The following is a 19,555-nucleotide window of genomic DNA, read 5'->3' on the forward strand; positions in this document are numbered from 1 at the left end:
CAGCGGGGGCCTGAACCTTGGTCCCAGCACTGCCTTCGCGCCCGGAGCGGCGGATCGACGATCTCGCGCCGGTGCCGCTGCTCAGCCTGGGCAGCCATCTGGCGACCAACTACCAGCCCGGCAACCGGCGCATGGTCAGCGAATACCAGCACCGGGCGGGCCTGGCGTTTCTCTATGGCTCAGCGCGCGTGCATGGCAAGCGCGACGGCGAGCGCATTCGCCATCCGGCGGACGACGAGCTCCAGCTCATCGCCCGCCAGCCGCAGGCCGAGCAGGCATTGCGCAAGCAACTGGAGCAGCTGGGCTTCCGTCCCGCGTTGCGCCAGAGCCTGGCCTTGCCGAAGGAGTCGGCGGAGATGTTCCAGCTGCCCGGCGAAGAGGCCTGGATCAGGTTCGTCCAGCAGCAGCTGCCGGAGCTGCGTCGCCAGGGCTGGCAGATCGACATTCACCCGGGCTTCGCCTACGACCTGACCGCCATCGACGCCTGGTACGCCGAGATCGACGAGTCCGCGGCGGACGACTGGTTCGACCTCGACCTCGGTATCGTCGTCGGTGGCCAGCGCGTCGGCATCCTGCCCGTGCTCCTGCGCCTGATCCGCCAGAGCCCTCAGCTGCTCACGCCGCGAGCACTGGCCCAGCGGGGCGATGACGAGCAACTGCGCGTGCAGCTGGAGCGACCGGGCGGAAGCGACGGACAACCGCTGCAGGTCGCCCTGCCCTTCGCCCGCATCAAGCCGATCCTGGCGACCCTTGGCGAACTCTATATGCGCGAGCCGATGGACGGCACCGCGCTGCGTCTGAGCAAGGCCGACGGCGCACGCCTGGCCGGTCTAGAAAGCGTGGCAGCACACTGGCGCGGAGGCGAGCGGTTGCGTGCATTCGCCCGACGTCTGCACAGCCCAGGCACTCAGCCTGGCCAACCGCCGAGCGCGCTGAACGCCACCCTGCGGCCCTACCAGCTGCAGGGCCTGGCCTGGATGCAGACCCTGCGCGAACTGGGCGCCGGCGGCATCCTCGGCGATGACATGGGTCTCGGCAAGACATTGCAGAGCCTGGCGCACATCCTCGCCGAAAAGCAGGCCGGACGCCTGGATCGCCCTGCGCTGGTAGTGATGCCCACCAGCCTGATCCCCAACTGGCAGGATGAAGCGGCCCGCTTCGCGCCTGGGCTGCGTCTGCTGACGCTTACCGGTAGCGGCCGACAGAAGCACTTCGCCGAACTCGCCGATCATGACCTGTTGCTGACCAGTTACGCCCTGCTCACACGCGACATCGCCGTGCTGCGCGAGCAACCGCTGCATCTGCTGATCCTCGACGAGGCGCAGCACATCAAGAACCCCTCCAGCAAGGCCGCCCAGGCGGTGCGCGAGCTGCAGACCCGGCAACGGCTGTGCCTGACCGGCACGCCATTGGAAAACCACCTGGGCGAGCTATGGTCGCTGTTCCACTTCCTCATGCCCGGCTGGCTCGGCGATGCGCGGCGCTTCACCCAGGATTACCGCAACCCCATCGAGAAGCATGGCGACGAGGCCCGTCTGGCACATCTGCGCGCGCGCCTCCGGCCGTTCCTGCTGCGCCGCACCAAGGAACAGGTGGCCACCGAGCTGCCGGCCAAGAACGAGTTCGTCCACTGGGTCGAGCTGTCGCCCGCCCAGCGCGAACGCTACGAGACGCTACGCCTGGCCATGGACCGCAAGGTCCGCGATGAAATCGAGCGCAAGGGCCTGGCGCGCAGCCAGATGGTCATCCTCGAGGCGCTGCTCAAGCTGCGTCAGGTCTGCTGCGATCTGCGCCTGCTCAAGGGCGATGCCGTTGCGACGTCTCGCGGCAGCAGCTCGGGCAAGCTGGACAGCCTGCTGGACATGCTCGACGAGCTGATGAGCGAAGGACGCCGCGTGCTGCTGTTTTCCCAGTTCACCTCGATGCTGGCGCTGATCGAACAGGCGCTGCTCAAGCGCGGCATCACCTACGTCAAGCTGACCGGCGAGACCGATGATCGACGCACGCCGGTCGAACGCTTCCAGGCCGGCGAAGTGCCGCTGTTTCTCATCAGCCTGAAGGCCGGCGGCACCGGACTGAACCTGACGGCCGCCGACACGGTGATCCATTACGACCCCTGGTGGAACCCCGCTGCCGAGAACCAGGCTACCGACCGCGCCTATCGCATCGGCCAGGACAAGCCTGTGTTCGTCTATCGTCTGATCACCCGCGGCACCGTCGAGGAGCGTATCCGCGAGCTGCAGGCGCGCAAGGCCGAGCTGGCCGCCGGCGTGCTGGAGGGCAGCGGTGAAGGCGGCTGGCAGCTGGCCGAGCAGGACATCGAAGCGCTGTTCGCGCCGCTGCCTTGAGCCATGCCTGGCGAAGTTGTGACGCCGACAAGCGCAGCATTTCGCGCTTTGCCAGATCATCGCCACCTCGTTTAACTTCTCACCAGACGACGGCATGGCCGTCCCCACCCGCCAGCGCTACAAGGAGCAACCCATGAGCCTCTACGAGATTGCCTTTTCCGGCCAGCTGCTCCCCGGCGCGAAGCTCGAACAGGTCGAAGCCAACCTGACCAGGCTGTTCCAGGCCGACGCCCAGCGCATCGCGCTGCTGTTCTCCGGGCGGCGCATCGTGATCAAGCAGAACCTGGACTTCGCTGCGGTGGAAAAATACCGCCAGGCCATGGAGCGCGCCGGTGCCCAGGTCGAGGTCAAACCGATGCCGGTGGATGTCGAGGAGATCGAACTGGCGCCGCCACCAGCCGCCACCCCTTCCGCTCCCCCTGCGGGCACCGCACCTGCAACGGCTCGGCCCGGCGAGACACCTGGCGCACTGAAGGTGACGCCGCGGGATGAATACATGGCCGCCTTCAGCGACGTCGAGGCGCCGGACTTCGGTATCGCACCGGTTGGCGTCGACCTGCAGGACGCCCGCCCCGAACCCGAGGCCCCGCGCGTGGACCTTTCGCAATTCAGCCTGGCTCCGGTGGGCAGCGACATGGGCGAGGTGCCGCGCGCCGTCGACGGGCCCAAGCCGGACATATCGCACCTCAAGCTGGCGGACTGACGGCGCAACAGCCGGCGAGCTTCAGCCCGCCGTCGTACCGGGCGAACTCGCAGCGCCACACCATGCTCCAAACCTACAAGCCCGCAAAGCGCCTGTACTCATGGATCTTGTCGTTGCCCGCCCCGAAGGGCTGTATTGCCCGCCCGGTGATTTCTATATCGACCCCTGGCGGCCGGTCGATCGCGCCGTCATCACCCATGCCCATGGCGACCACGCGCGCTGGGGGATGGGCCATTACCTGGCTTCCAGCGACAGCGAAGGCATCCTGCGTTCGCGCATCGCCGCCGACATGCCGCTGCAGACGCTGGCCTATGGCGAATCCATCGAGCATCACGGCGTAAAGCTCAGCTTCCATCCCGCTGGCCATGTGCTCGGCTCGGCCCAGGTGCGCCTGGAATACAAGGGCGAGGTTTGGGTCGCCTCGGGTGACTACAAGGTCGAGCCGGACGGCACCTGCGCGCCGTTCGAGCCGGTGCGCTGCCATACCTTCATCACCGAATCGACCTTCGGCCTGCCGATCTACAAATGGCCGGCGCAAACCGAGGTCTTCCGCGAGATCAATGACTGGTGGCGCGCCAACGCCGCGGCCGGGCGCGTCTCGGTGCTGTTCTGCTATGCCTTCGGCAAGGCGCAGCGCATCCTGCACGGATTGGATGAAAGCATCGGCACGATCGTCGTGCATGGCGCGGTGGAGCCGCTGAACAAGGTCTACCGCGAGGGCGGCATCTATTTGCCGCCGACGGTGTATGCCGGCGACCTGAAGAGGGGCGATCCGCGCTTGAAGCACGCCATCATCCTCGCCCCGCCCTCGGCTGGCGGCAGCACCTGGATGCGCCGCTTCGGTGACTACGCCGACGCCTTCGCCAGCGGTTGGATGATGCTGCGCGGCACCCGCCGTCGCCGCGGCGTCGACCGCGGCTTCGTGCTCTCCGACCATGCCGACTGGCCAGGCCTGCTCTGGGCCATCGAGCAGACCGGTGCCGAACGAGTGATGGTCACCCATGGCTCCGTTGCGGTGTTGGTGCGCTACCTGCGCGAAATGCGCGGCCTCGATGCCCAGGCCTTCGCGACCGAATACGGCGAAGAGGACGATACCGCGACGGAGGGCGCCGCATGATTGAAGGCCACGCCGCTCGCCCGTGCCGCCGCGACCGCCGAAGCGGAGGCGCCGTATGAAAGCCTTCGCCACGCTCTACAGCCGCCTGGACGCCACCACGTCGAGCAACGCCAAGCTCGCGGCCATGCGCGACTACTTTCGCGCGGCCGATCCGGCCGACGCTGCCTGGGCGGTCTACTTCCTGGCCGGCGGTCGCCCGCGTCAACTGGTCCCGACCCGCGTCCTGCGCGAAACCGCCATGCAGGCGGCGGCCTTGCCTGAATGGCTGTTCGAGGAAAGCTACCAGGCCGTTGGCGACATGGCCGAAACCATCTCGCTGCTGATGCCCGAGGCCGAACACAGCTCCGAGGACGGGCTGGCCGTGTGGATGCAGGACCGACTGCTACAGCTGCGCGGCCTGCCGCCGGAGGAGCTGGCCGAACGCTTGCCGGCGCTCTGGACACAGCTGGACCGGCTCAGCCTGATGGTCTGCATCAAGCTGATCACCGGCGCCTTTCGCGTCGGCGTGTCGAAGCTGCTGGTCACCCGCGCGCTGGCCTCGTTGGCCGACCTCGACCCCAAGCGCGTCGCGCAGCGCCTGGTCGGCTACACCGACCTGTCCCATCGGCCCAGCGCCGAGGGCTACCGCGCGCTGATCGCCGAAGAATCCGAGCATGAGCATGCCCAGCGCGGTGGCCAGCCTTACCCGTTCTTTCTCGCTCATGCGCTGCAGGCCCCGGTAGACACGTTCGACACGCTGCTTGGCGCGCCGGACAACTGGTTCATCGAATGGAAGTGGGATGGCATCCGCGCCCAGCTGGTCAAGCGCGACGGGCAGATCTGGGTATGGTCGCGCGGTGAGGAACTGGTCAGCGAGCGCTTTCCCGAGCTGTGCGAACTGGCCCGCTGCCTGCCCGACGGCACGGTGATCGATGGCGAGATCCTGGTCTGGAAGCATGCCCCGAAGCCCCCGGCCGGCGAGCTGTTCGACGCCGCCAGCACCGGCGAGCCCAGCGCCGGCGCCTTCGGCGTGCAGCCCTTCGCCCTGCTGCAACAGCGCATCGGCCGCAAGAACCTGACCGCCAAGGTCCTGCAGGACGCCCCGGTCGCAGTCCTCGCCTACGACCTGCTGGAATGGCAGGGCGACGACTGGCGGCAGCGCGAGCACCGCGAACGTCGTCAGCAGCTCGAGGCGGTCGTGAGCCAATGCCCGAGCCCGCAGCTGATGCTGTCACCACTGGTGAGCGGAGCGGATTGGCAGGATCTGGCCCGCCAGCGCGAAGCCTCACGCGCGCTGGGCGTGGAAGGCATGATGATCAAGGCGCGCGCGGCCCAGTACGGCGTCGGTCGGACCAAGGACGTTGGCGTCTGGTGGAAATGGAAGATCGATCCCTACTCCGTCGATGCGGTGCTGATCTATGCCCAGCGCGGTCATGGCCGCCGCGCCAGCCTCTACACCGACTACACCTTTGCCGTCTGGGACGGCGAGCCGGGCGACCCGGAGCGCAAGCTCGTGCCCTTCGCCAAGGCCTATTCCGGCCTCACCGACGAGGAGATGCGCAAGGTCGACGCCATCGTTCGCAAGACCACCGTGGAGAAGTTCGGTCCGGTGCGCAGCGTCACCCCGACCCTGGTGTTCGAACTCGGCTTCGAAGGCATCGCCGCCAGCAGCCGCCACAAGAGCGGCATCGCCGTGCGCTTCCCACGCATGCTGCGCTGGCGCCTCGACAAACCGGTGGAGGAAGCCGATACCCTGGCCACCCTGCGGGAATTGCTGGGATGAAACCAAGGCACCCGGCACCCGCTCGGCCCTCATTCCAATCCTCTCCCAAGAGCCGAGTCGAGCAGCCACACGATCATCACCCACTCCCTCAGGAAGAGGGGCCGGGGGTGAGGAGCGGGGCCGAGAGCCTCGCTGCGGGCTGGTTTTCCAGCCGTGCCTGGCAACCCTTCCCGTTCCAGCAGGAGGTCTGGCAAGCGATAGGCGGTGGCGAATCGGGCCTGCTGCACGCCACCACCGGCTCCGGCAAGACCTACGCCGTCTGGCTCGGAGCCCTGAATCGCTTTGCGACCAAGGCACCCTCTCCCACCGCGACGGACAAGCCGGCGCCTTTGACGGTGCTCTGGATCACCCCGATGCGCGCACTGGCCGCCGACACCGCCCGCGCCCTGCAGGCACCACTGGACGACCTCGGCATCGGCTGGAGTGTCGGTCTGCGCACCGGCGATACCAGCGGTGCCGAACGTGCGCGGCAGGGACGGCGTCTGCCCAGCGCGTTGGTCACCACGCCGGAAAGCCTGACCCTGCTGCTGACCCGCGCCGATGCGCGCCAGGCCTTCGCCGGTTTGCGCATGCTGGTGGTGGACGAATGGCACGAGCTCTTGGGCAACAAGCGCGGCGTGCAACTGCAACTGGCACTGGCACGCCTGCGCCAGTGGATGCCGGAGCTGATCGTCTGGGGCCTTTCCGCCACCCTCGGCAACCAGCCCCACGCGCTGGACGTGCTGCTGCACCCCGGCAGCGGCAGGCTGGTGCAGGGCAAGATGGACAAGGAGCTGCGCGTCGACACCCTGCTGCCGCCGAGCATCGAGCGCTTCCCCTGGGCCGGTCATCTCGGCCTGCGCATGCTGCCGCAGGTGGTCGAAGAGATCGATTCCGCCGCGACCACCCTAGTGTTCACCAATACCCGTTCGCAGTCGGAAATCTGGTATCAGGCGCTGCTGGATGCGCGGCCAGACTGGGCCGGGTTGATCGCCCTGCACCACGGCTCGCTGGCGCGCGAGGTGCGCGACTGGGTCGAACTGGGCCTCAAGCAGGGCGCGCTCAAGGCCGTGGTCTGCACCTCCAGCCTGGATCTGGGCGTGGATTTCCTGCCGGTCGAGCGTGTTTTGCAGATCGGCTCGCCCAAGGGCGTGGCGCGGCTGATGCAGCGCGCCGGCCGCTCCGGACACGCGCCGGGGCGGACCTCGCGGGTCACCCTGGTGCCCACCCACAGCGTGGAGGTGGTGGAAGCCGCCGCCGCCCAGGTGGCCATCGCCGAGCGTCGCATCGAGGCCCGCAGCGCACCGCATCGCCCGCTCGACGTGCTGGTGCAGCACTTGGTGAGCATGGCGCTGGGCGGCGGCTTCCGCCCGGATGAGCTGTTCGCCGAGGTGCGCCAGGCCTGGTCCTACCGGGAGCTGACCGACGAGCACTGGCAATGGGCGCTGGCCTTCGTCCGCCATGGCGGGCATTCGCTGACGGCCTACCCCGACTATCAACGGGTCGAGCCGGATGAAACCGGTCTCTGGAAAGTGCCCAGTCGCCGCGTGGCGCTGCGCCATCGCATGAGCATCGGCACCATCGTCAGCGACGCCAGCCTGACGGTGAAGTTCTGGGCCAAGGGCGGCAGCGGGCGTTCGCTGGGCAGCATCGAGGAAGGTTTCATCGCACGCCTGCGCCCCGGCGACAACTTCCTCTTCGGCGGTCGCCTGCTGGAGCTGGTGCGGGTCGAGAACATGACCGCCTACGTCAGCCGCGCGACGGGCAAGAAGGCTGCCGTGCCGCGCTGGAACGGCGGGCGCATGCCGCTATCCAGCGAGCTGGCCGATGCCGTGATCGAGCAGCTCGGTGCTGCCTCGCACGAGCAGTTCAGCACGCCCGAAATGCGCCTGGTCGAACCGCTGCTTCGCGTCCAGATGGACTGGTCGGCGCTGCCCACCAAGACCACCTTGCTGGCCGAGTTGATGAAGTCCCGTGAAGGCTGGCACCTGTTCCTCTACCCCTTCGCCGGGCGCCATGTGCACCTGGGTCTGGCCAGTCTGCTGGCCTGGCGCATGGGCCAGCGTCAACCGCTGACCTTCTCCATCGCGGTCAACGACTATGGCTTCGAACTGCTTTCGGCCACCGAGGTGGACTGGCTGCACTGGCTGACGCCGGAGCTTTTCAGCGAAAACGACCTGCTGCACGACGTGCTCGCCAGCCTCAATGCCAGTGAGCTGGCGCGTCGCCGTTTTCGCGAGATCGCACGCATCGCCGGGCTGGTGTTCTCCGGCTACCCGGGTGCGCAGAAGAGCGCGCGCCAGCTGCAGGCCTCCAGCGGCCTGTTCTTCGATGTGTTCCGCCAGTACGATCCGGACAATCTGCTGCTGACCCAGGCCGAGGAAGAGGTGCTGCGCCAGGAGCTGGAAGTCGAGCGCTTGCAGCAGACGTTGCAACGCCTGCAACAGCGCCGTCTGGACGTCCATCAGGTCAGGCGCGCGACCCCGCTGGCCTTTCCGCTGATGGTCGAGCGCTTTCGCGAAAGCATGACTTCGGAGAAGCTCGCCGACCGCATCCGTCGCATGGTGGCGGAGCTGGACAAGGCTGCCGGTCCCGGCGGCTACCAGCCCGAGCCACAATCGACGATCACCGTCGAGCGCGACGCCCCGCGCGCCCGCAAGCCGCGCGCACGCAAGGACGGCACGCCGCGCACAAAGAAGGCCAAACCCGCCTGATGAACCAAAGCACAGGACGAACCGACGGATCATGAACGCCTACCAGCCCATCGAACTGGCCGGTGCCACGCTCTGGCTGCTGGCGGAAAAGGCGATCTACTGGCCCGCACAGCAGGCTCTGCTGGTGGCCGACATCCATTTCGGCAAGGCCGCAGCCTATCGTCGCCTCGGCCAGCCTGTGCCTCATGGCACTACCGATGCCAACCTGCGCCAGCTGGACGGCCTGCTGGCCCGATACTGCTGCCGCCAGCTGATCTTTCTCGGCGACTTCCTGCACGCCCCTGAATCCCACGCGCCGGCCACGCTTGCGCGCCTGGCCGAATGGCGCTCGCGCCATCCCCAGCTGGCCATCACCCTGGTGCGCGGCAACCACGACCGCCGTGCGGGGGACCCGCCGGCGCAGCTCGGCATTGAGGTGGTGAACGAGCCGCTGCTGCTCGGCCCGTACGCGCTGCAGCACGAACCGCAGCCGCACCCCAGCCACCACGTGCTGGCTGGCCACGTTCACCCTGCCTTCCCGCTACAGGGTCGCGGGCGCCAGCGCCTGCGCCTGCCCTGCTTCTGCATCGGCGAACGACTCAGCCTGCTGCCAGCCTTCGGCAGCTTCACCGGCACGATGACGGTGGCAACCGAAGACAACTGGCGAATCTATGTGGTGGGAGATGGGGAGGTATGGCCGGTGGCGCGCCAGGTCCCGGTCAGGCCTGGGAGATACCGGTGATGGTGATGCCGTAGCGCTCGGCCAGGCGTGTGGCGGGGGTGTCCTCCAGATCGGGATCGTGTTCATGCTCGATCTCCTGATCCGGATAGAGCTCTTCCGCCTTGCGCGTCACCAGTTCGACCGCATCGTCGATGTCCGGCTGGTGTTCGGAGTCGATCTTCAGCATCGAAGTGTTGCCGTCTTTGTTGTACGCAATGATCCAGGTCGTCATGGAATGCCCCTCGCCTTAAAGAAACCCGTGTGAACGTAATAACGCCCATTTTGGTTTTTGTAAGTTTTTAGACCCATCCGGCGTCGGCAGTTCGGTCCCTCACTTCAAAGTTAGCAGCTTTAATTGAATTGCCAGGAACAACCATGCGGACGCCCCGGTCATCCGTATTCAAACACCAAGGAGTCGGGAACATGAACGCCTCGCCTCTGCGCATTACCGAACCGTCCGAAGAGCATTTGGTGAGCTTGCTGCGCCAGCACGCCGAGCCGCTGCCCACACTGGATGATCCACGCTTCGCCGATAGCTTCGAACGCTTCGCCGACGCTCGGGTGGTGCTGATCGGTGAAGCCAGCCATGGCACCTCCGAGTTCTACCGCGCCCGGGCTGCGATCACCCAGCGCCTGATCGAGCGCCATGGTTTTTCCATCGTCGCGGTCGAGGCGGATTGGCCCGATGCCGCGCGAATCGACTGCTACTGTCGTCAGCGTGAATCGGTCGCCTGGACAGAGGATGCCTTCAAACGCTTCCCGACCTGGATGTGGCGCAACCGCGAAGTCGAGGCTTTCGTCCACTGGCTGCGCGAGCACAATGCGGCGCTGGATGCGTCACGGCGCGTCGAGTTTCGCGGCCTGGATGTCTACAGCCTCGGCAGCTCGATCCGCGAGGTGCTGCGTTACCTCGACCATACCGACCCTGAAGCTGCGGCAGATGCACGCCAGCGCTATGGCTGCCTGAGCCCCTGGCAGGAAGACCCGGCCATCTATGGCCGCAACGTCATGCTCGGTCAGCCAACCTGCGAAAACGCGGTGATCGAGCAGTTGCAGGCCCTGCTCGCTCAACGCCTCGAGTACATCGGCCAGGATGGCGAACGGTTCTTCAATGCCGAACGCAACGCACGGGTGGTACTGGCCGCTGAGAGCTACTACCGGGCGATGTACCGCGGCTCGACGGAATCCTGGAACCTGCGCGACCGGCATATGTTCGACACGCTGCGGGCCCTGCTCGACCATCGCGGGGCAAACGCCAAAGCGGTCATCTGGGCGCACAACTCGCATATTGGCAATGCAGCGGCGACGTCGATGGGCTGGGGTGGCGAGCTCAACATCGGCGAGCTTTGCCGCACCGCCTTCGGGCGCGATGCCGTGCTGATCGGCATGGCGACCGATCGCGGCGAGGTGGCCGCTGCGGACAACTGGGACGAGCCAATGCAGATCAAGCAGGTCAACCCGTCGCGGCCGGACAGCTGGGAGCAGCTCTTTCTGCGCGCCGGCGTGCCGGCCTCACTGACCGACTGGCGCGATGATCGCGACGAACTGCGCGAAGCGCTCAGCCATCCCCGACTGGAGCGCGCGATCGGCGTCATCTACCGGCCGCTGACCGAGCGGCAGAGCCACTACTTCCGAGCCATTCTCGCCGAGCAGTTCGATGCGTTGATCTGGCTTGAACAGACGCAGGCGGTAATGCCCATCGGCCCGCAGGACATCGACTCGAGCGTCGTACCGGATACCTACCCGTTCGGCGAATGAAGCATGCGTCGCGGCGCTGGAGCGCTGCGACGCGGTCACGCAAGAAGAGACAGTCGACCGGCTTACGCCACCGGCGCTGGCGGCGGCTGATCCGGCACGGTGGGTTCACCGGGCTCCGACGGCTGAGTCGGCACGCCCGGCTCCTCCGGGTCGCCCGGCACGCCGGCGGCAAGCCAGTATTGGCTGTCTGGGTTGGGGATATAGCGAAGCGATTGAGCGGGCATGATGTCCTCCACTGCGTGCACCCGCAACGCGGGCAGGTCTGTAGTAGAGGTCGGGGCAGGCGCTTTCTATCCAACCTTCCGTCGGGCGACGCTGCCCCTGTGGATCACCACATCAGGTCGTCCGGAACCTGATAGGCGGCGTACGGATCGTCGGCATCCGGCTCTTCGGTGCGGGTGTTGAGTTGCACCACGCGCTGCGGGTCGCGCTCCTGAATCTTCAGCGCAGCCTCGCGCGGAATGACCTCGTAGCCGCCGCCGTGGCGCACGATTGCCAGCGAGCCGCTGGCCAGCTTGTCACGCATCAGCTTGTTGACCGACAGGCGCTTGACCTTCTTGTCGTCGACGAAGTTGTAGTAATCCTCGGTGGTCAGCTTCGGCAGACGGCTGGTCTCGATCAACTGCTTGATCTGCGCTGCACGGGCCTTCTGCTCGGCCTTCTGCTGCTGCTGGCGGTTGAGCTCCTGATCGCGGGCGAGCTTCTCGGCCTGGGCCTTCAGCGCCGCTTCGCGCTGCGAATCGTCCTTCTCGACCTGGCCCTTTTTCTCCAGGCGCTGCTGCTTCTGCTTCTGCTTGACGGCCTGCTTGGCCTGCTTTTCGTTGACCAGCCCGGCTTTGAGCAGCTGATCACGGAGGGAAAGACTCATGTTTCGGCTCGTCTCGTCGTGAATTCAAGTGGGACGCAGGTGGACGCGTCAGCCGTCCACCGAGCGGCATTGTGGTGGATGTGAAAATCCACATCCAGCCTGGAAAGTGCGGTTAGCCGCAGGACGGCGATCGTTCGGCCTTCTTCGCTTCACCCCAGAGCCCATCGAGCTCTTCGAGATCGCAGCTCTCGATGGGCCGTCCCGCTTCGCGCAAGGCCTGTTCGATGAAGCGGAAGCGCCGCTCGAACTTGCCGTTGGCCGCGCGCAGGGCGTTTTCCGGATCGACCTTGAGATGGCGGGCCAGGTTGACCACCACGAACAGCAAATCGCCCAGCTCCTCGGCGATGGCCTGCGGGTCGTTCTCGCTCATCGCCTCCAGCACCTCGCCGAGTTCCTCGCGCACCTTGTCCACCACCGGCAGTGCCTCGGGCCAGTCGAAACCAACCTGGGCGGCACGCTTCTGCAGCTTGGCGGCCCGACTGAGCGCCGGCAGCGCGCTCGGGACATCGTCAAGCAACGACAGCTGTTCAGGAGCGGCAGCTTTCTCGGCACGCTCCTCGGCCTTGATCTCCTCCCAGCGCTGCTTGATCGCCGCCTCATCGAGCCGCGGCAGCTCCGGCGAGCCATACAGGTCGCCATCGGGGAAGACGTGGGGATGACGGCGCACCAGCTTGCGGGTGATGGCATCGACCACCGTGGCGAAGTCGAAGCGCCCCTCCTCCCGTGCCAGCTGGCTGTAGTAGACGACCTGAAACAGCAGGTCACCCAACTCGCCGGGCAGATGATCGAAGTCGCCGCTTTCGATGGCATCGGCCACCTCATAGGCCTCTTCCAGCGTGTGCGGGACGATGCTCGCGTAGTTCTGCTGCAGATCCCAGGGGCAGCCATGCTGCGGATCGCGCAGCCGGGCCATCAGGTGCAGCAGATCGGGGAGTTGGTACATGGGATTCCTCAAGCCGGGCTATCGCAGCGGCGTTCCGGTGGATGTAAAAAGCGACATCCACCCTACGGATGTCAGGCCGATTGTAGGGTGGATCGGGGCGCGTAGCTGACGCTTCACCCATCCACCGTGGCGCGCCCGGCAACACCGCCGGCCTCGCGCCTTACGTGGCCCGCTGGCGCTTGGCCTCGATGATGTTCGGCAGCTGCGAAATGCGGCTGAGCAGGCGACCCAGGGCGTTCAGCCCGGGAATCTCGATAGTCAGTGTCATCTGCGCGGTGCTGTCTTCCTTGTTCGAACGGGTGTTCATCGATAGCACGTTGATGCGCTCGTTGAGCAGCATCTGCGAGATGTCGCGCAACAGCCCGGCGCGGTCGTAAGCGCGGATCATGATCTCGACCGGATAGGTCTTCTCCGGCACCGGCCCCCAGCTGACCTGGATGATCCGTTCCGGCTCACGCCCGGCCAGTTGCAGCACCGATGGGCAGTCCTGGCGGTGGATGCTGACGCCGCGACCCTGGGTGATGTAACCGACAATCGGGTCGCCCGGCAGCGGCTGGCAGCAGCCGGCCATCTGCGTCAGCAGGTTGCCGACGCCCTGGATCTGCACATCGCCGCGCTTGCCTGGCTTGTGCGGTGCGGAGCGCCGCGGGATCAGTTCCAGCTGATCGTAGCCGCGCTCCGGCTCGACCAGTTGCTGCGCCATGTTGATCAGATGCGCCAGGCGCAGGTCGCCGGCACCCAGTGCGGCGAACATGTCCTCGGCGTTCTTCAGGTTGGCCTTCTCGGCCAGCTTGTCGAAATCCACCGGGGGCAGATCCAACCGTCCCAGTTCACGCTCCAGCAGCGCCTTGCCGGCCGCGACGTTCTGGTCGCGTGCCTGCAGCTTGAACCAGTGGACGATCTTCGCCCGCGAGCGCGAGGTGGTGATGTAGCCGAGGTTCGGGTTCAGCCAGTCGCGGCTCGGCGAGCCGTGCTTGCTGGTGATGATTTCCACCTGCTCGCCAGTCTGCAGACTGTAGTTGAGCGGCACGATGCGCCCGTTGACCTTCGCCCCGCGGCAGTTGTGCCCGATCTCGGTATGCACGCGGTAGGCGAAGTCCAGCGGCGTGGCGCCCTTGGGCAGGTCGATGGCATGGCCATCCGGGGTGAACACATAGACGCGGTCGGGCTCGATGTCGACGCGCAGCTGGTCGGCCAGCCCGCCGATGTCGCCCAGCTCTTCGTGCCATTCGAGCACCTGACGCAGCCAGGCGATCTTCTCCTCGTAGTGGTCCGAACCGGAGTTGACGTCGGTGCCCTTGTAGCGCCAGTGCGCGCAGACCCCCAGCTCGGCCTCCTCGTGCATGGCGTGGGTGCGAATCTGCACCTCCAGCACCTTGCCCTCGGGACCGATCACCGCGGTATGCAGCGAGCGGTAGCCGTTCTCCTTCGGGTTGGCGATGTAGTCGTCGAATTCCTTGGGAATGTGTCGCCACAAGGTATGCACGATACCCAGCGCGGTGTAGCAGTCGCGCACTTCCGGAACCAGCACGCGAACGGCGCGAACGTCGTAGATCTGGCTGAACTGCAGGCCCTTCTTCTGCATTTTCCGCCAGATGGAATAGATGTGCTTGGCGCGCCCATCGATCTCCGGCTGGATGCCGGCCGCGGTCAGTTCGTCCTTGAGCTGCTGGACGACATTGGTGATGTACTGCTCGCGATCGAGCCGACGCTCGTGCAGCAGCTGGGCGATCTGCTTGTACTGCTCGGGCTCGAGGTAGCGGAAGGACAGGTCCTCCAGCTCCCACTTGATGTGGCCGATGCCCAGGCGATGGGCCAGCGGCGCGTAGATGTCGAAAACCTCGCGGGCGACGCGCTGGCGTTTCTCGTCGTCGGCCAGCTTGACCGCGCGGATGGCACAGGTGCGTTCGGCCAGCTTGATCAGCGCGACGCGGACGTCATCGACCATGGCCACCAGCATCTTGCGCAGATTCTCCACCTGCGCCTGGGAGCCCAGCACCAGCGATTCGCGGGGATTGAGACTGGCGCTGATCGCTGCCATGCGCAGCACGCCTTCGATGAGCTTGGCCACCACCGGGCCGAAGCGCTGATGCACGTCGGCCAGCTTGATCTTGCCTTCGCGCACGCCACGATAGATCACCGCGGCCACCAGGCTGTCCTGGTCGAGCTTCAGATCGGCGAGAATCTCGGCGATCTCGAGGCCGATCTGGTAACTGGAGGTCCCCTCGCTCCAGAGATTCTGCGCCGCGTTGGCCTGTTGTTCCGCCTCGCGAGCGAACTCGCAGGCTTCCTTCAGGGCCGCGCGGTCGAGTGCCGGGTCCATGCCCAGCACATGATCGAGCCAGCCATCCAGGTTGATACTACCGTCCGTATTGATCGGCTGAAGCGCTCTGACCTGTACCATCTAAACCTTCCCTTCTGCGCACCTACTGCGCCATGAACGCCGGCATTCTGCGTGCCGGTCGATTGAACCACAGGCCTGTTGCCTGCCAAGAATGCATCACCGCGGTGCGTCGGGCCCCTCGAACAGTGCCATGGCCTCGACGTGGGCCGTCTGCGGGAACATGTCCAGCACACCTGCACGCTTGAGTCGGTAGCCCTGGCTGGCCAGCTCACGTGCGTCGCGCGCCAGGGTGGCAGGATTGCATGAAACATAGACCACCCGCTGCGCCCTCAGCATCGACATTTGTCGAACGATTTCCAGCGCGCCATCGCGCGGTGGATCGAGCAGCACCGTGGCGAAACCGCCGTCCGCCCAGGGGGCATCGGCAAGCGGCTTCGACAAGTCGGCACGATAAAAGTGCGCCGTCTCGATGCCGTTGTGCCGGGCGTTTTCCCGCGCACGCGCCACCATCGCCTCGACACCTTCGACGCCCACCACCCGAGCGCCGGTGCGCGCCAGCGGCAGGCTGAAGTTGCCCAGCCCACAGAACAGATCCAGCACTGCGTCGTCCTTGCCAGCGCCCAGCCATTCCAGCGCCTGAGCCACCATCGCATCGTTGACCGACACGTTGACCTGGACGAAATCCCCCGGCCGCCAGGCCAGCTCCAGATCCCAGGCATCCAGCCGGTAACCCAGCTTCGCCGCGGGATCATCCGGCTCCGGCTCACCTTCGCCCTGCCACCAGAGCTGCGCTGCGTTGGCGCTAGCGAAGCTGCGCAGACGTGCCACGTCTGCTTCGGGCAGGTCGGCGGTGTGACGAATCAGCGCCGCCTCGGCCGTACCACTGAAGAGTTCGACATGACCGATCGCCTGCGGCTTGCCCAGATCACGTAGCGCTGCCAGCAATGCCGGCAGCAGCGACTGCAAGGGCTGTACCAGAACCGGGCATTCACGGATGGAGATGACGTCCTGGCTGGCGCTGGCGCGGAAACCGATATCGAGCTGCTTGCTCTTGACGTTCCAACGCACCGCCAGCCGCGCCCGGCGGCGATACCCGAAGGCTGGGCCCACCAGCGGCTCGGCCCATGCTTCTGGCTGCAAGTCGGCCACCCGCGTGAGCTGCTCGGCAAGCATGCGCTGCTTCAGGGCAAGCTGATCGGTAAAGGGCGAATGCTGCAGGTTGCAACCGCCACACAGACGGGCATGTGGACAGGGCTCGACCTGACGCTGCGCACTGGCCTGAAGCACACGCTCGCAGCGCGCCTCGACGATCTGACTGCGCGCAGCCAACACGCGCGTCTCGACCTCTTCGCCGGGCAACGCGCCCTCGACGAACCAGGTGCGTCCCTCGATGAAGGCGATACCGCGTCCGTCATTGGCCAGCCGCTCGATACTCAGCCGTTGCTTCTTGCCGACCGGTACTTGAGGCCTGCGCTCGCCGCCACTGGGTTGAAAGCGCAGAGCGCCGCTACGTTTGGCCATCAGTTGGAACCTGCACTACGGGAAGGCCGGCCGGCCAGCCGATCAATTCGGTGCGTCATATACGCCGGTCGACAGATAGCGGTCGCCGCGGTCACAGACGATCGCCACGATCACCGCGTTCTCCAGTTCCTGCGAAAGCCTCAGCGCTGCCGCTACGGAACCGCCGGAGGATACGCCACAGAAGATGCCCTCTTCGCGGGCCAGGCGGCGCATGACCTGCTCGGCCTCGGCCTGGGACATGTCGATGACGCGGTCGACCCGTTCGGCCTGATAGATCTTCGGCAGATACTCCTGCGGCCAGCGGCGGATACCGGGGATGGCTGCGCCCTCCATCGGCTGCAGGCCGACGATCTGCACAGCCGGATTCTGTTCCTTGAGGTAGCGCGACACGCCCATGATGGTACCGGTGGTGCCCATGGAGCTGACGAAGTGCGTGATGCTGCCCTGGGTCTGCTGCCAGATCTCGGGGCCGGTGCTGGTGTAGTGGGCCTCGGGATTGTCGCCATTGGCGAACTGGTCGAGCACCTTGCCGTGGCCTTCGGCCTGCATCTGCAGCGCCAGGTCGCGAGCACCTTCCATGCCCTGCTCCTTGGACACCAGGATCAGCTCGGCACCGTAGGCGGTCATCGCCGCCTTGCGCTCGGCACTGGAGTTATCCGGCATGATCAGGATCATCCGGTAGCCCTTGATCGCGGCTGCCATGGCCAGGGCGATCCCGGTGTTGCCGGAGGTGGCTTCGATCAGCGTGTCGCCGGGCCTGATGTCACCGCGTAGCTCGGCCCGATTGATCATCGACAGCGCCGGACGATCCTTGACCGAACCGGCCGGGTTGTTGCCCTCGAGCTTGACCAGGATGGTGTTGCTGGTCTTACCCGGCATCCGCTGCAGACGAACCAGCGGGGTGTTGCCGATGCAATCGGCAATGGTCGGATAGTGTGTAGTCATGGCGTCGCACGGCATCTGAGAAGGTCGACATGATACCGGCATCGTTCGACGACGGGCAGCCGTGATTGTCTGCGCCAAATTGCGAAAGGCCGCGGAACGCGGCTAGGGGCGAGCGAGAATCTTCGGCGCCGCCTCGACGATCTGTCGCGAAAGATGCTCCATTCTCGGCGATTGCACCTTCCAGGTATGCCAGTACAGGGCGATTTCCAAGGGCTCGTCGGCCGCCAGATCGACCACCTCGCCGGATTGCAGCGCATCATGCAGCAACAGTTCGGGCACCATGCCGTAGCCCAGGCCGTAGCGAATCGCGCTGAAATGCGGCTCCGCGCCAGGTACGTAATGGCAGGGATAGGCGCCCTCGGGGAGGCCGAAGCGGCGCAGCAGAAAGGAAGACTGCAGGGTGTCCTTGCGCGTGTAGGCGACCACCGGCGCCTTGCGTGCGGCGTTGCGGTTGAGTCCGTTGGCGAAGTACTTCTGCCGGAACTCGCTCGACGCCACCAGTCGGTAGCGCATGCGGCCCAGCGCGCTGGCCGTGCAGCCACGCATGGGCTTGGGCTCGGTGCTGATGCAGCCGATCGCCAGGCCCGTCTCCAGCAGGCTGTAGGTATGGTCCTGGTCCTCGACAGTGAGATCGAGCAGCACCCGCTCGCGGATCAGCACCTCGGCCAGCGCCGGAAAGAACCAGGTACCCAGGCTGTCGGCATTGAGCGCCGCGACCACCACCAGCGGTGCATCGCTGCGCTCGGCCAGATCGGCCAGCAGATCCGCCTCGAGCAGCGTGGCGCGCTTGAGGTATTGCAGCAGGCGCTGTCCGGTTTCAGTGGGACGGCAGGGCCGACTGCGTACCACCAGGGCGCTGCCCAGCGCACTCTCCAGCGCACGCACGCGCTGCGAAATGGCCGGTGGCGTCAGATGCAGGCGCTGCGCAGCCTGCTCGAAGCTGCCGGTGCGAATGACGGCACGGAAGGCTTCGGTCTGCTTCGGATCGAGATTCATGACGGCACCGATAAAGAAAATGTTTGCATAGCCTAAAAATACTTAGCAAAGAAAATTAAAGCGACGCTTTGCCCCATAATCGCGCACCTCGAGCTGCAGCGCGCGTTGGCGGTGCAGCGAGTCTGTCCGGAGTATGCCGTGGAACTGCTGCACACCATTTATCTGATCGCGATCACCGCCGAAGCCATGTCAGGGGCCATCATGGGCATGCGCCGCGGTATGGACCTGTTCGGCATCTGCCTGCTCGGCACCGTGACCGCGCTCGGGGGCGGCACGGCACGTGACGTGCTGCTCGGCCATTACCCGGTTGGCTGGATCGCCCACCCCGAGTACCTCACGTTCACCATCGGTGCAGCAATCGTTACCGGCTTCATCGCCCGTCACCTGCATCACCTGCGCATGGTCTTCCTGCTGGTGGACGGCCTGGGGCTGGTGGCGTTCACGGTGATCGGCTGCGACGTGGCGATGGGTATGGGCGCACACCCGTCCATCGTCGTGCTGGCTGGCGTCATCACCGGCATCTTCGGCGGGCTGATGCGCGACGTGCTGTGCAACCAGGTGCCGATGGTCCTGCAGCGCGAGCTCTACGCCACCGTGGCACTGTTCACCGGCGTCTTCTACGTCGGCATGCTCTGGCTGGAGATCAACACCACCCTGGCCACCCTGGCGGCGCTGGGCAGCGGCTTCCTGTTCCGTGTGTTGGCGATGACCTTCCACTGGAAGCTGCCGGACTTCAATGGCAAGGAAATCCGCGGGCTGGACTGACCACCCGCTGCCACGCGACATCAGGGCTTGATGTCGCGTGCAGATTCCACCGGTCCGAGCCGCTACACTAGCGCGCTGGCAAACCGGGATCG

General features: G+C 66.0%; 16 protein-coding genes. 8 read left to right on the forward strand and 8 right to left on the reverse strand.

The features are described 5' to 3' along the window. The first annotated feature begins 17 nt into the window (after nt 1-17). From OUY36_RS14230 to pdeM, 6 genes are all read left to right on the forward strand, one after another. Nucleotides 18-2,348, forward strand: coding sequence for a DEAD/DEAH box helicase (locus OUY36_RS14230; protein WP_267934796.1), 2,331 nt, complete (start codon nt 18-20; stop codon nt 2,346-2,348). A gap of 133 nt (nt 2,349-2,481) precedes the next feature. Further along, complete coding sequence (locus OUY36_RS14235; protein ID WP_267938180.1) at nt 2,482-3,051, forward strand: hypothetical protein; 570 nt, start codon at nt 2,482-2,484, stop codon at nt 3,049-3,051. 100 nt (nt 3,052-3,151) lie between these two features. Next, complete coding sequence (locus OUY36_RS14240) at nt 3,152-4,168, forward strand: ligase-associated DNA damage response exonuclease (protein ID WP_208216309.1); 1,017 nt, start codon at nt 3,152-3,154, stop codon at nt 4,166-4,168. Nucleotides 4,169-4,223: 55 nt separating this feature from the next. Beyond that, nucleotides 4,224-5,930 (forward strand): ATP-dependent DNA ligase, encoded by a 1,707-nt coding sequence (locus OUY36_RS14245; protein WP_267934797.1) that lies wholly within the window; start codon nt 4,224-4,226, stop codon nt 5,928-5,930. Continuing rightward, complete coding sequence (locus OUY36_RS14250; protein ID WP_267934799.1) at nt 5,927-8,623, forward strand: ligase-associated DNA damage response DEXH box helicase; 2,697 nt, start codon at nt 5,927-5,929, stop codon at nt 8,621-8,623. The genes OUY36_RS14245 and OUY36_RS14250 overlap by 4 nt, the downstream gene beginning before the upstream one ends. A gap of 31 nt (nt 8,624-8,654) precedes the next feature. Further along, nucleotides 8,655-9,344 (forward strand): ligase-associated DNA damage response endonuclease PdeM, encoded by a 690-nt coding sequence (pdeM, locus tag OUY36_RS14255; protein ID WP_110776471.1) that lies wholly within the window; start codon nt 8,655-8,657, stop codon nt 9,342-9,344. Here the strand turns inward: pdeM and OUY36_RS14260 are convergent. Continuing rightward, nucleotides 9,322-9,555 carry a hypothetical protein gene (locus OUY36_RS14260; RefSeq protein ID WP_063539920.1) on the reverse strand — a complete coding sequence of 78 codons (234 nt, stop codon included), beginning with the start codon at nt 9,553-9,555 and terminating at the stop codon, nt 9,322-9,324. The two genes, pdeM and OUY36_RS14260, sit on opposite strands and share 23 nt — an antisense overlap. A 191-nt stretch (nt 9,556-9,746) precedes the next feature. On the opposite strand from OUY36_RS14260, the gene OUY36_RS14265 reads away from it, so the two are divergent. Beyond that, nucleotides 9,747-11,081 carry an erythromycin esterase family protein gene (locus tag OUY36_RS14265; protein ID WP_267934800.1) on the forward strand — a complete coding sequence of 445 codons (1,335 nt, stop codon included), beginning with the start codon at nt 9,747-9,749 and terminating at the stop codon, nt 11,079-11,081. Nucleotides 11,082-11,143: 62 nt separating this feature from the next. Here the strand turns inward: OUY36_RS14265 and OUY36_RS14270 are convergent, their stop codons facing one another. From OUY36_RS14270 to OUY36_RS14300, 7 genes are all read right to left on the reverse strand, one after another. After that, nucleotides 11,144-11,305, reverse strand: a complete 162-nt coding sequence (locus tag OUY36_RS14270; protein WP_162621543.1) for a hypothetical protein — start codon at nt 11,303-11,305, stop codon at nt 11,144-11,146. 104 nt (nt 11,306-11,409) lie between these two features. Next, nucleotides 11,410-11,949 carry a DUF2058 domain-containing protein gene (locus OUY36_RS14275; protein ID WP_003303991.1) on the reverse strand — a complete coding sequence of 180 codons (540 nt, stop codon included), beginning with the start codon at nt 11,947-11,949 and terminating at the stop codon, nt 11,410-11,412. Between the two features lie 112 nt (nt 11,950-12,061). Then, nucleotides 12,062-12,892 carry a nucleoside triphosphate pyrophosphohydrolase gene (mazG, locus tag OUY36_RS14280; RefSeq protein WP_152481482.1) on the reverse strand — a complete coding sequence of 277 codons (831 nt, stop codon included), beginning with the start codon at nt 12,890-12,892 and terminating at the stop codon, nt 12,062-12,064. A gap of 160 nt (nt 12,893-13,052) precedes the next feature. Then, complete coding sequence (gene relA, locus OUY36_RS14285) at nt 13,053-15,296, reverse strand: GTP diphosphokinase (protein ID WP_102840141.1); 2,244 nt, start codon at nt 15,294-15,296, stop codon at nt 13,053-13,055. A gap of 96 nt (nt 15,297-15,392) precedes the next feature. Further along, entirely contained in the window at nt 15,393-16,757 is a 1,365-nt protein-coding gene (gene rlmD / locus OUY36_RS14290; protein ID WP_267934802.1) for a 23S rRNA (uracil(1939)-C(5))-methyltransferase RlmD, read from the reverse strand. 42 nt (nt 16,758-16,799) lie between these two features. Then, a complete protein-coding gene (gene cysM / locus OUY36_RS14295; RefSeq protein ID WP_026012453.1) occupies nt 16,800-17,702 on the reverse strand; it encodes a cysteine synthase CysM in 903 nt (300 codons plus the stop codon). Nucleotides 17,703-17,804: 102 nt separating this feature from the next. Continuing rightward, the gene (locus OUY36_RS14300; RefSeq protein ID WP_267934803.1) at nt 17,805-18,698 is read right to left on the reverse strand and encodes an HTH-type transcriptional regulator ArgP; all 894 of its coding nucleotides are present in this window, start codon (nt 18,696-18,698) and stop codon (nt 17,805-17,807) included. Between the two features lie 138 nt (nt 18,699-18,836). Here OUY36_RS14300 and OUY36_RS14305 point away from each other — a divergent pair, with 138 nt between their 5' ends. Next, nucleotides 18,837-19,463, forward strand: a complete 627-nt coding sequence (locus OUY36_RS14305; protein ID WP_003283735.1) for a trimeric intracellular cation channel family protein — start codon at nt 18,837-18,839, stop codon at nt 19,461-19,463. The last annotated feature ends 92 nt before the right edge of the window (nt 19,464-19,555 follow it).

Source organism: Stutzerimonas sp. R40042 (genome assembly GCF_026642215.1).
Taxonomy (GTDB): Bacteria; Pseudomonadota; Gammaproteobacteria; order Pseudomonadales; family Pseudomonadaceae; genus Stutzerimonas; species Stutzerimonas frequens.